This window comes from Pseudomonadota bacterium, from assembly GCA_018817425.1.
GTDB lineage: Bacteria > Desulfobacterota > Desulfobacteria > Desulfobacterales > RPRI01 > RPRI01.
Genome location: JAHITX010000101.1, coordinates 17,809 through 30,624, shown reverse-complemented (window position 1 = coordinate 30,624; position 12,816 = coordinate 17,809). Strand labels below are relative to the sequence as shown.

Annotated in this window: 11 protein-coding genes and 1 CRISPR repeat array; all 11 genes read right to left on the bottom strand. The window is 38.2% G+C overall.

The window, feature by feature from the left end:
• Position 1 precedes the first annotated feature (1 nt).
• A CRISPR array of direct repeats spans positions 2-394; the repeat unit is 27 nt; unit sequence CCCTTCTTATGTCAGGTCAATTTCTTC.
• 242 nt (positions 395-636) lie between these two features.
• The gene (gene cas2, locus KKC46_17975) at positions 637-915 is read right to left on the bottom strand and encodes a CRISPR-associated endonuclease Cas2 (GenBank protein MBU1055691.1); all 279 of its coding nucleotides are present in this window, start codon (positions 913-915) and stop codon (positions 637-639) included.
• Between the two features lies 1 nt (position 916).
• Positions 917-1,192 carry a CRISPR-associated endonuclease Cas2 gene (gene cas2, locus KKC46_17970; GenBank protein MBU1055690.1) on the bottom strand — a complete coding sequence of 92 codons (276 nt, stop codon included), beginning with the start codon at positions 1,190-1,192 and terminating at the stop codon, positions 917-919.
• On the bottom strand, positions 1,189-2,346 hold the full coding sequence (gene cas1, locus KKC46_17965; GenBank protein ID MBU1055689.1) for a CRISPR-associated endonuclease Cas1: 1,158 nt from the start codon (positions 2,344-2,346) through the stop codon (positions 1,189-1,191). Before cas1 ends, cas2 (KKC46_17970) begins: the two co-directional genes overlap by 4 nt.
• A gap of 125 nt (positions 2,347-2,471) precedes the next feature.
• The gene (locus tag KKC46_17960) at positions 2,472-3,707 is read right to left on the bottom strand and encodes a TIGR02710 family CRISPR-associated protein (GenBank protein MBU1055688.1); all 1,236 of its coding nucleotides are present in this window, start codon (positions 3,705-3,707) and stop codon (positions 2,472-2,474) included.
• 18 nt (positions 3,708-3,725) lie between these two features.
• Positions 3,726-5,057 (bottom strand): ATP-binding protein, encoded by a 1,332-nt coding sequence (locus KKC46_17955; GenBank protein ID MBU1055687.1) that lies wholly within the window; start codon positions 5,055-5,057, stop codon positions 3,726-3,728.
• Between the two features lie 306 nt (positions 5,058-5,363).
• Positions 5,364-6,500 (bottom strand): putative CRISPR-associated protein, encoded by a 1,137-nt coding sequence (locus tag KKC46_17950; GenBank protein MBU1055686.1) that lies wholly within the window; start codon positions 6,498-6,500, stop codon positions 5,364-5,366.
• Complete coding sequence (gene csm5 / locus KKC46_17945; protein MBU1055685.1) at positions 6,497-7,858, bottom strand: type III-A CRISPR-associated RAMP protein Csm5; 1,362 nt, start codon at positions 7,856-7,858, stop codon at positions 6,497-6,499. The genes KKC46_17950 and csm5 overlap by 4 nt, the downstream gene beginning before the upstream one ends.
• Positions 7,848-8,879 carry a type III-A CRISPR-associated RAMP protein Csm4 gene (csm4, locus tag KKC46_17940; GenBank protein MBU1055684.1) on the bottom strand — a complete coding sequence of 344 codons (1,032 nt, stop codon included), beginning with the start codon at positions 8,877-8,879 and terminating at the stop codon, positions 7,848-7,850. The genes csm5 and csm4 overlap by 11 nt, the downstream gene beginning before the upstream one ends.
• Before the next feature lie 2 nt (positions 8,880-8,881).
• Positions 8,882-9,709, bottom strand: coding sequence for a type III-A CRISPR-associated RAMP protein Csm3 (gene csm3, locus KKC46_17935; GenBank protein MBU1055683.1), 828 nt, complete (start codon positions 9,707-9,709; stop codon positions 8,882-8,884).
• 1 nt (position 9,710) lies between these two features.
• Positions 9,711-10,142, bottom strand: a complete 432-nt coding sequence (csm2, locus tag KKC46_17930) for a type III-A CRISPR-associated protein Csm2 (GenBank protein MBU1055682.1) — start codon at positions 10,140-10,142, stop codon at positions 9,711-9,713.
• 16 nt (positions 10,143-10,158) lie between these two features.
• On the bottom strand, positions 10,159-12,786 hold the full coding sequence (gene cas10 / locus KKC46_17925) for a type III-A CRISPR-associated protein Cas10/Csm1 (protein MBU1055681.1): 2,628 nt from the start codon (positions 12,784-12,786) through the stop codon (positions 10,159-10,161).
• Positions 12,787-12,816 lie beyond the last annotated feature (30 nt).

Genomic DNA, 12,816 nt, shown 5'->3' with positions numbered 1-12,816 from the left:
TCCCTTCTTATGTCAGGTCAATTTCTTCGGCATACCGTTGAGATACATTTCAAAAGTAAAAAATATTAAGTCGCAATCCCTTCTTATGTCAGGTCAATTTCTTCAATACCCATAACTGGCATTATTAATGTTTCGGTTGAGTCGCAATCCCTTCTTATGTCAGGTCAATTTCTTCCATAAATCGAAGTCCTTCATATGTAACGAAACTAAAGAGGTCGCAATCCCTTCTTATGTCAGGTCAATTTCTTCCTATTCCAAAGAAAAGCGCTCCTACACGTTTCTATGAGTCGCAATCCCTTCTTATGTCAGGTCAATTTCTTCGTGAATATACCGAGTGCATTATTAAACAGCTGCGGCGGGTCGCAATCCCTTCTTATGTCAGGTCAATTTCTTCCGCGACTCTCCAATAGCTTATTATTTTGAGGACTTAATGTTGCAAATCCGCAGACCTCCGAACGAAATAGAGATTTTATAGCAATCACCTCCTTAAAATACTTCCTGAATATGTTATAAGATTATGAAATAGTTATTATAATAAATTTTTCGCAGACCTGTTTTTGTATTAAATTAAAATATTCAAGCAAAACGGGTGGTTATAAAAAACCATATTTTATTCATCAGGGTCTGCAAACCTGTTTACAAAACATAAAATTCTTTGTCAGGATCAATGAAAATCCCTTCGCCGATTATTTCAAGAGTACCCGCGCATTTCTCACAAACAGGAAAATATTTAACACCATCTTCTTCAGGCACAATTTGCTTTTCCACGCGGCTTTTCATTTCTGCAAAAGTATTGGAATCAATTTCAAGCTCAAATATGGATTTTTGAACCCGAATGCCATAATCCTTTATGATTTTTGCAACCCTGGCAAGCCTTTTTTCATCAGCAATATCGTATGCGACTATCATGTTCATTTCAAATCACCATATATTCAAGCTGTGTGACTTTCAAACCTATACCCGACAGAACCACTTTTTTGAGGCATCCGGAACATATTTTATATATACGCACAGAATCACTCGACAAATCGAGCTTCTCTTTACAATAATGCCTGATTTTCTTCAGCCCTTCCGCATCAATATCACATTCAAAAACCGATTTCTGGGTATTCAGTCCGAACTCTTTAAGAAATTTATGCAATCTTACCAAGCGTTTCGGATTTGTGATGTCATATGTAACAAGTACAATCATTTTAATAGTATCGGCTGATATTCTCCAGCCTCCCCCTCGATTACTTTGCGATATTGTCCGGCCTGAAAAATTATTGCATCCGAATAGGAAAGCTGCCTTTGTGCAGATGGATGAAAAAATTCGGTACCGAGTTTTTTTTCAAAGGCTTCGATAATTCGTTTAAAAGCATCCGGGTGAAGCTTAACAGGATATTTGCCTGTAATCTGAAACGGGTTTGCTGCTTCTTTTTCAATTCTCTGCTCCGGGATATCAAAGCAATCGGATGGATCTTCATGCATGTTAATTAATCCGATTGGGTCTGCCGAGACATCTGCAATAGTTTTTTCTTCCGGGTTTTCCAAAACGTTTTCATTTTGTTTTTCAATGAAAAAATCATTCTTTTGCAGAATATTCAGATTAAAAAGAGAAAGCGTAAGAGTGTCTGCAATTATGCTGCGAAATTCTTCCATAAGATCAAGCACAAGTGAATAGCGCCCGTAATCTAACGAATGGAGAAAGCCGGGATAGGGATCAAGCGCTGCAATACGAACCGCAGCATAAACACGATTCATCAAAAAAGTATAAAGCAAAGAAAGAACGGAGTTCACAGGATCTGTAGGCGGTCGTCTTACTCTTCTTGTAAATCCGATATCTCCGATAAACCCATACCTTAAACCTTCAAAGTAAATGGCGCTTCCCCGTCCCTCGTAACCGCGCACTGTATCCACATTACCGGACTCATTAAGCCTTTGCATCAGGTCCATAATACTTTTAGCCTTGTTTCCGGCATCTTTCTGATTACGTGTGCGTTTTATACGCATAAGAAGAGTTGCCATGTTGGAAAGCTTTCCGGCAACAATGTTTTTTGACATGCGAAGACCGAATTGAGAATCATCTATCATGTTATATTGCTTTTTGCGAAGATATACGTTTTTCGATTCAACAGGAGCAAGCCTTCCAAGATATCTTCCGTTTTGCGTGAGAAATACCACATCTATATTATTTCGCATCAGTTGTGCCAATGCCCTGTGTGATATCTCAATATTGCCGAAAACGAGAAGTTGCTTTAGCTTGTATGTAAAAAGAGTATTGAAAACCGCTGTACCCTGCTTAACAAGCAGATGCCTGCCTTCTTTTACAATTCTTGAACCCTGAGTTTTTATGTATGCGATCATGAGTTGCCTCCCGTATTTATTTTGTCTGAACATAGGAGGCAATCCGTGATTATACAAACATTGCAACGTTGCCGTTTTTAGCTATGACCTTTTTAAATTTTCAAAGAGCAATAAATGCCCCTGAGTTACAGCTCCATCTTTGGAAAAATCGGGGCATCCTCGTGCTTGAATAATTCCAGTGAAAGCACGAAATCGCGAAGTTTAATATATGTATCTTCCTTTGAAGATTTAAAACCATGTGCAAGATAAGAGTAATTTCTTGAACTTTGAATATCAAGAAAAGATCTTTTCTTATTGCTAAAAGTTTTGCCTAGTGAATCTCCTAAACTATCGAGCAGATTAAATGCGGCGGTAAGAGAGATTTTAATTTTATTATCACGCTGAGGTTTATGCATATTTATAAATTCTTCTCTAATGCTTTCTGGTAGTTTTTCTTCCTTAACATCGGAAACACTAATTTCATATTTGTTCAAAAGTTGTTCCTGAGCCCCCATTTCAACAATTCGGTAAATTCTTAATATGGCATCATCAGTTTTCCCTTCCTCAAACCGCCTTTCGGCGTTTGAATAAAGATCAAGCATATAGGAGTGACATGGTTTTTTGCCATTGCCACCCGCTGAGACAGTATCTCTAAGAAATATCAATCTTTCTTCAGTTTCACGCGCAAACTTTTGTACCTTCAAATCATCATTTTGTTTGATATCATCAATTCTTGCCCGTTTAAAACGATCAATTGCGATATCATGTCTGAACAAATCCCAATTATAATACCCATCAACCATTATGCCGAGACTTTTAAAAAGCAGTTTATTTTTAATATTCTTTTCGTAAAGGTCGTCAATTAACTCTTTAGCCGCTTTGAACTGATACTGATTAAATAGAAGAGCTATTTTTTTCTTTTCTTCTATAGCAAGGAAATCCCATGGATTTATGCATTTATGAACTTCTTCATGTCCATTGACTACTATTCCAACTCCGTTTTTTGTCCTTTCTTTTCCTCCCACATATGAAAAGCAGAAACCATGAGTAATTGCGGCCAGTGCAAGAGAAACAGACATATTTTTTGTGCCGCCGGTATAATCGACTATAACTTCTTCTTTGGCATAGCCTTTACTAAGCGCTCTTTTAACTGCTTTATCAGCTTTTTTATGACAGTGGAAAAGATCATTCACATCATCTGAAAGCGTTAGTTCACTTTTGAAAACCACCCCGTTCTTTAATGCTTCGTCTTTAATTGTTTTAACAAGATCGCTGGTGTTTTGGGATGCAAAAAACGAAACGAACTCAGGTTTGTATTCACATATGGATTTTATGATAGGAGCAGGTGTTCCACCAACTGTAATTATCATTGCTTTAGCCATAAATTCTCCTAAATTTCGTTATTCTTTTTCGCTGGTCAGCCATTTCCACAACGGAATAATTCTGACTTGACCACGCTCTGTTTCAATAATGCGTTCATCATCTTCGGAGATGATTGTCATCTGCAAAGGCTGCACATTATCCACGTTGCGACCTTTCTCGAGTTCTTTGCAGACTTCCATCATTGCCTGAGTTTCCCGCTGTAATGTTTTTTCATCCGAAAGCGATGCGCAGACCTGAATTGCTTCCGTGACCCGTAAGCCTTCCTTTATAATAAAGTCAACTTCTTTACCTTTGCAGGACCTGCCGTAATATATCTCTTTATTTTGCCGCTTCAATTCAAGGAAAACCAGGTTTTCATACCAGTGCCCGGTATTTTTTGAAAACTTGAAACTAACAGCATCGGCCATAGCAGTATCCACAATATAAGTTTTTGAAGGATTATATATCTGCCGCTTCACCGAATAATCGAAAACATCCGAAAAAAAGAACAAATAAACGTCATTTAAAGCCGAAATATAATTTTTGACCGTATTAATGCTACGCCCCCCGATAATATCCACAAGATTCCTGTAGCTCTGAATAGTTGCCGGATTCGCCGCCAGATATAAGGCCAACTCCTTAATCTCCCTGATGTTTTTAATGGTATAGCGGGAAATGACGTCCCTATAAATAATATCTCTGTAATATTGTTCAAGAAGTGTCACATCGTTTGTTTTTAGGACTTCAGGAAACCCGCCCAGTTTCATATATTCCCGCAAAAACTTTTTGATCTTTGCTCTTTTTTCCCTTTTATATGCGCTTTTTGAATCATATGAACATCCTCTCATCCTCAAAAATTCGCGAAATGAAAATGGCCATACAACAATCTGCCTGTTTCTGCCGGTAAGGGCTGTAGCAGTTTCCGAGCTAAGCAGAGAGGCATTTGACCCTGTAACAAATATCTTTACATCTTCAAATTCATAAAGCCGGTTCAGCCATTTTTCCCATCCAGGAACATTCTGTATTTCGTCAAGAAAGAGGTATTTGCGACCCTCCGGATTTTCTATTTCAATAAATGTTTCATACAGAGATTCAAAGTCCCGTACAGTGAAGGAGACCAGACGCTCATCCTCAAAATTCATATAAAAAACATTTTTTTCAGAAACATCGTCTGATTTTAAAAGATCAGTGCATATCAGTCGCATAAGGGATGATTTGCCACACCGCCGGACGCCGGTAAAAACAATTATTTCACGCTGAGAAAGATAAGAGCCAATGTCATCCTGCAATTCCCGGCGTATAAGATCCTTTCCGGCAAGAAACCGCTCCTTGTGCTCTATGATCAGTTCTTTTAGTTTTTCCTTTTCCAAAACAGACTCCAAAAATATTGCATTTGCAATGAACTATATCGTATAATATATTGCATTGTCAATGCAATATATTCTTCACCGCCTTGGTTTACTCAGATATTTCAACAATCCGATATTCTTTCCCGCCTATTAGTTCTGCTTTAACTTTTGCTGCAACAGCCTTTTTCTTCAATAGTACCATCATGGGTGCTGGAATGATCAACCTGAACTGCTTTTATCCCAGAAACGGTCCAAGTTTAGTTTTTGCTTTGCTGTGCTTAAGGCATTTGCCCATATGGGCTTTAAAGGTCTGAGCAAAATATAAAATTATGATTTAAAATATTTTCTGTTTAAAATTTCAGCAATTTGTTTATTTTCATCATCGTCACGTGCTGTGGTTTTAATCAGAAAAGAATATCCGGCATCGGAGCGGATATCGGTTACCATACAAATACTACTACTTTCTCTTTGCAGGTGTACTTTTGCTTCCAAAGGAGCTAAAGCCTTTATGCTAACTCTGCTCTTAGGTTGGTTATTGCAGCTATTCGGAACACCACAAACAAAAGGTGATTCCAACAATTCTCTTGCGATAGGTTTAATTCTATCAAGCCCATGATGATCTATGCCTTGAGCTAAGAGCTTATTTTCTTTTTCAGATACCAGGCGTAAATCACGTTCGAGCTCTTTTGGATAATCCTGTTTAAATCTTTCCCAAAATAAAAAGCCAATTCCACTTAATGTTACCTGTCCGTTATCTATTTCAACAAGACAATCAAACCTTCGCTCATTATAATCTACACCTCCCTGCCATTCTTTGATAGGAATGCTTGTTTCCTTTTCTATTTTTTGCAGCTTTGTTTCAATGCACAATATCAGGTTGTCATCAAGGATAATGGGAATACCAGTGAGTGTCAGGATATCATCGGAATTTTCATGGATATATTTAACAGGTTTGTTAAAAAGCATGCCCATAAGCGCAAGATAAGGCACTATGCTTTTGTATCCTCCAGTAGGGTTGAAGATAATATCCTGATGTTCGAGAGAGACCAAATAATCCAGAAGATTTTTCAAACCTTCTTTTTGAAATTTCAAACCATCTGTTGCTTGAAGCCCAACAATTTCCTTTATTTTTATAGAAGTTTCGGAACTCAGTTTATTTTCAACAAGAAAATCACGAACTGATTCTGCACACAATTTTCCATCAATAGTATCCGAGCTTATTAGTATAATAATATCATTTTTATCGAGTCCCATTTTTACCAGACTTTTTATTTCTGCCGATGTATCATCAAGTTCATGGGGCAATTTGATGCCGCTTAGTTCTTCCGATATTCGTTCCTTGGTTGCCTCAATTTCATCTTTTACTTCATCATACTTTGATATAGGAACATCATCAAAACGCTCAAGATTGATTCTTCGTTTTGTGGCAATTGATGTGCCGCAAGTGCAAATATAAGTTTTCATTTACGTTTCACCTTAACATTAAACATTCCTTGTAGTTTTGAAAGATCTTCAGATGTAGCAGGTTTATACCCTTGTCCTGCTTGATTATCGGAATTGTTTTTAATATTCGTTTGAGATTCTGAAATATTTTCCGGGATAAGTTGCACCCATCCAGCCGTCGTTTCTTCTCCGTTCCAATAAACAATTTTCCGGGATTTCGGCATGGGGCCACCATGATTGGAATCATAGCTTTTGTTTTTTGTGGCATGGATAAGAACGTTTTCATATAGATCTGAGTCCGTTTTTTTTACTGCAAGCCCAACTGTCAGGCTGTTGTATCCTTCATCCTTGCCGATTCTCAGAACAGGAGATTCTGGTTTGTTCTGGGATTTAATCTCATTTAAGTGGTTAATAATTCGCAGTTTGCCTTCTAAGCTTTGAAATTTTTTATTATCCTGCTTGCTGAAAAACGAAATTTCCTCATCAAGCAGGTCATTAGAAAATCGACAACAAGAGTTGAAAATGGCATCAATTCCTGAAACAATTTTTTTTTGTTTGTCAGTAAAACCCATATTATCAAGCTTGGTTTTTAGCGATTTTTCGTTTTCCAATGCAAGTGTTGATAAACCGATTTCTGTTCCTGGTTTGATATATTCATAAAACACCGAGAAAATATTATTAATATTAAATGGCTTGACATAGCTTACTGCAAGAGATTTGTCCGCATTCAGCAGTTCACTGTCAGAAATCTGCAAATATTTCATAACATCATATTTTGCGTCTTTGGGCTTGCAGCAAAGAACTTGCTCTTGAAAAGCAGATTCTATTCTTGCCATTTCTTTTACAAGCTCGTTTTTGATTTTTGTGTTTGGCTTTGTTTTGTTTTTAACCTCATTAATTTTATCTGCATTGTTCCTTTGGAATTGATTGAACCGATCCTTAAGCCATACAAACAATTCCTCATTATCAAGTAAAGAACAGTAAAGTACAGCCGTTCGAATAGCGCCCTTAATTTCAGTGCCGGGAATGTACGGATGATTCATTTCCTTTATAAAGGATTTAATATCTCTTAATTTCTCATGACCGGCATAATTTGGAATTGTGTATATGGCCTTTTGACGCAATTTATTCTGTAAGGAAAAGTTGGTGTCTCTAAGGACATTTTTGAAAAAATAAAACAGATTAGGGAATCTTTCATTTTCAAGCCATGCAACAAAACTTTTAATCTGCCCATCTTTAAGCATTTCAAAAATCAAATCTTCATTTAATATACTTAGTTGAGGTGGATTTTTTCTGGGATCCATAAGGTAGGATAATGCATTGTATTCTTCCCCACACCCGATATGTAATGGCGATAGCACCTTCAATTTATAGTTCATTTTTCCCTCCATGGTTTATCCAAACAGGGTAGGCATAGCCATATTGATAAATGGTTTTTCCACCAATGGATTTGACAGGGACAAGGCCGCCATAATGATCCGCCTTATTATCCGGGGTTATCACTGAACCTGCGGTAAAATATGATACCCTGTGTTTCCAGACATCTTCGCCAGCGAATTCAAGCCGTGATTCAACCTTTGACCTGACAGAGGCAATCTGATAAAATGAAGCCTCTTTATTGATGGGTTCATTCTTGATATAGCGGGACAGAGTTATAAAAGAATCACCTGTATGGCTATTATTCCCATCAAACAGCGTTTTTTCAGAGATTTCAGCCTTGAACCAGTTTTTACCTGTCCGGGCGTTAGGGCCTACGCCGGAATCTTCAAGAAAAAGCAAAACAGGTTTGATGTATTCGTCGATGTTTTTGGTTTTCAGGAGAAAATACAGCCCGTATTTTTCCCTGTAAGCGATTTCCGGCACATAAAACGTATTGCCCGAACCTGTTGTTGAGTGGGTCAGCCTGTCTATGCTGTTTTTCTGGGTGGTTTCAGTATTACAATAGCGGGGCTCCGATACAAAACCTTCCATGTAATCAGTAAAAAGATCAGATTCATCGGGCTTTTCTAATGCTTTTTTGAAGCTAGAAATCCCAACGAATTTGATCCTTTTAAATTGTTTGTATTTCCCTGCAATTTCAATCGTATGAAACTTGTTTGAATGATAGGTTGCTTTTTCACTTTTTGCCTTTTTAGAAAGCTGATCCAAGTTTTTGATAGTGAGTGGCTTCAACATAGGCTTTGGCAGAAAATATTTATAATCTTTGCCGTCAAACATACAGGGAAAGGCGGAAGACATCAAAAAAGGTGGAAAATTTTTAAATTCTTCAAGCAACTGAACGAGCCTTACCTCGCCAAAAAGCATCCGTATTCCCCAACAAATGGCACCAAACAGGGTATCCGAATGGAGCGTGATCTCATAGTTTGAACGGGGAGCAAGGTGTATGATAAATTCTTTCATAATCACCCCTCAGTTACGGGAAAAATTGTATTAAATTTATCTGAAATATCCTTGGGTTTCTTATGCCCGTTCTGCTTGACTAACAACGTATCCTTGTCTTTTATGCCAAGATAGTAATTTTTATCTCTGGCCGTTATCTGGATATTTCCAAATTCTACTTTTCCTGAACCTCGTGTACCACCTCCTCCGAGGTAGGAATCCTCAAGGAGCATCATGCCTTCAAAAAGAAGTTTCAGGTTTGTTACATCTTTCTTTAAATTATATACATCATAGACAAACTCAGCCTTAAAAATTGAATCTCCCGGAACACGCTCCATGCTTCTTGGATTAGCAGCAGATGTCAGCCTGTCAATTGCGTTTTCGGTCTTCGCCTCGGTGTAAATTTTTTCTCCCATGGCGTCTTGCCATTTTTTAATTTGATTCTCGTCAGGATATGCATCTCTCACGGCAAGTCGTGTTGGGCCGGGAAGGTCATCTCTATGGTTTTCTGCCGGAACGCCAAAAACAACGCCAATAGGTTCGTTAGGGTCACTACAAAGCTTGCCTGTCCAACTTATTATCTTTTCCTTCCCGCTTTCATCTTTTTCCTTAACAGGATCAATTTGAACTTTGTTGTACGCCCATTCTATTAAACTTCGCATTTTACCTTTCAAGGACGACCCGGGAATATAAGGCACACCAGTAACCTTATCTTTAATAACCGGATTATCAATCCCGCCAATATCAAAACCTTCTTCAGTGCCACCGATGTGAAGGCCGGTTTTTAACATTATGTCTGCCGTAATAATATATTTGCCGATAAAATCGAATTCCGGTTTTTTAACTTTCAAATCAGTCATGTTTGTTTCCCCCCTTTGCTGTGGACACTTCTTTATGATACGCAATGATAGCTGTCATAAAATCAACAAATCTTCTGAAATCTTCAACGGTTTTAATTTTACCGTTTTTCCCATCACCGATGATCGTTTTCATCATGTCATAAAAAACAGGCGGTATAAGTTTTCGTCCTTTTGCATATGCAAGATGAGGGATTAGCATATACAAATCCGGTTCGTTAAACTTATCATCCGGCTTTTGACCTTTTACTTTAATCTCAAGGGTTTTGATTTTAGTAAAAACTTTTCTGAGTTGAGTGGTTTTCATGTCTTTATAAAGTTCTTTGGCAATACGGTGAGCCCATTTCTCTGGCGGCGCAAATTCAATGATTTGCACGTCTCTAAAGTTTTTTGTGTTATCTAATAGGAATTGTTGTATTTCACTCATAATCATCCCCTTTCGCTTACTTTTTAGTTTTCATCAAAACAGACTTACAAGGATAATAAGCCTGCCTTATATATGTTTGGGCTTCAGCCGTTGTTACAAGACTTCCTTTCAATTCTCTTTTCGCATCGCCTGAGGTATTTCTTTCGATATTATGCAGAAGGTGAGGTAAGAACATGTAATTATGATCTTCCACTAGATCATGTTTAACAGAGTTATATTCCATCGTGAAAAACTCCTCCCTTGCTTTCAAAAGCCTGAAAATGAAATGCCTGGATATGCTCTTGCCTTCATAATATGCCTGAAGCTGCTCGGCAAACTTTGACAGTTCTTCAAAGGTTAATGTTTTTATATTTAGTTTTTTTGATTTCCCGGTCAGATAAATGTTTTCACTATGAAGTTCAGCCTCATCAAACAGGGCCCCCGGATATCTGCTTCTCAGTTCTTTCTGATATACTCTACTTCTTTCGTCTTCTTTGTCCCAGACAAAGGTTTCCTCCATAATCGTTATCCGATTTCTTCCCTTAACTTTTGATTGTTTCAAGGCTTCTTCCGCCTTACCCGCTGCAATACTGATGGGGAATTTGGGTTTACAGATATAAATCCCTGCTGATAGTGATATGTTCGGATTATGACAGGTAAAATCTTTAAACGCTTTTCGTACTTTTCGGGCAAGTTCAATAATCCTGTCCCAGGGACCTACAATAACAAGGTCATCACCACCAGCAAAAATCAGATAAAAAATGCTTGAAACATCTTTTTTATACGGCCATTTGTTATTTTTGTCATTCTGCCATTTTCCAAAAACCTGGCGACAAAGCTCATCAATATGTGCAGTGAAGAAAAATGACATTTGGCGGCTAAGGGTTGACAAGCGGGAAATGGATCGAAGGTTTTTGCCCTTTTCTTTTTCTGTTGGCGGCGTATCCAGACCCAGGGAGAAGATCAGTCCGAGATTGTCCACGTCCATTTTGAGTATCCCAATGCGTTTGTCACCTTCCGCCATATCCGCAAGTGTTGAAAACGAAAGAGTCTGGCCGGGATAAACTATTCCTTCGTTACTATCGTCTTTCTCTGTTTCAAGCGGCCCGATCTGATCTTTTGCCGTAGGGAGTGTTTGAGCAATAAAATAACGGCCAATAACCCCGGTTTCATGTTCTGAAAGCGCATACATGGTCTGCGAGTTTTCAGATAACGCCAATGGATCTGAATTTTCGCCCAACAAAATCACAGTACCGAATTTGCCGAAGTTTATGGTTTTGCAACTCTCTTGTTTGCGTATTTCTGATTGCGAAAACGCAAGATATTCAGTTTTTGGTAAAAACGACCCAATATCCTTGTCCTGCTGGCATAGTTCACAAATTTTTTCATTGTCCCGAATTAATTTAAGATTACAGGATGGGCATACAGATATTTTTCCCGCAAGCTCCATTCTATCAACCCAAAATGAACCCTCATCAAGGTGCGTATAGCTTTTTTTCAGTTTGGCCCCTTGTAATTTATCTGAAAGGGCATCTTTTTTTTCACCATAGTTGTCCCTCAAGTCTTCCCTGGTCATTTCCACGCTTGCATCCACATACCCAAGCGAGCCATGAAATTCTTTAACAAGCCATTCATTTATTTCTATTGTCAATTGGTAGAGAAAGTCGACCACAGCCTGGGTGTTCGGCAAAAGAATCTCAAAATTGCCGCCGCCGCAAAAGTTGACATTTGCTACCGTCAAATTTAGGGTATTAATGGCATAACGTGAAAATATCTCAGTCAGCATGGCAATATAAAATGACCTGCCTCTTAATCGTTTTGAAATGCCGCCTATTCCCTGGGAACTACTGATTCTGAAAATATAGTCCTGGATGCCTGAAAGATCGCCTCCATAAAGAATAAAATGTGGCTTTTTTTTGATGTTTTCCTGGTTTGTAAAATAAAAGCATGAAGCTATGGCAGCAGTTGTTTTGAGGTGATCAAAAAGCGGAATATCAGGGAACGCGTTGGTAGCGCTTGGAATGCACCATGTATATTTTTCAAGAAGCCAGTAAAGATCATTAAAATAAGATGTCTTATCGACATGACGATTTATTATTGATAGGTCTTTACTAAAATTGCTCCATTGATTTTTATATGAAAAACCGTCGTCAACCACTTTGCCTTTATCGTCAATCATGACGGGGTACAACTCTTCAGTCTTATTTGATGAAAGTTCTGTCAGACTATATCGCCATCTGCTGTTTAATCGGTTCTCTTTGTCATGGATAGCATATTGGAGTTCAACCGCATCGAAAATTGAATGGAGACGAACCTTCTTGTAGTTATCTGAGTCCTTTTCGTCTTCATATCTCTCCATACCTGCTGAAAGATGGTCTGCCTCGCGATAAATATCACCGGAAGGGTTTTTATGATGGCGGGCAGCGTTATATAGTTCTGCCTTATCGGTTTTATCAATGATGTTTTCGGGTATCAATTCTTCAATAAAATAAGCGGCATGAGCGGCATGCAGGTAGCCATGTCGCCCCCCGTCTAAAATAGGACAAAAACCGTCATAATTATTTTTGATTTCGACAAAGTCTTTTTCAAGTTCTGCCCGTTGCATGAACTTTCCTATATCATGAAGCAGACCTCCCATTGCTATTTTTAAAACAGTTTCATCCATAATCACCCTCCGATAAAATTTTATCCGCAA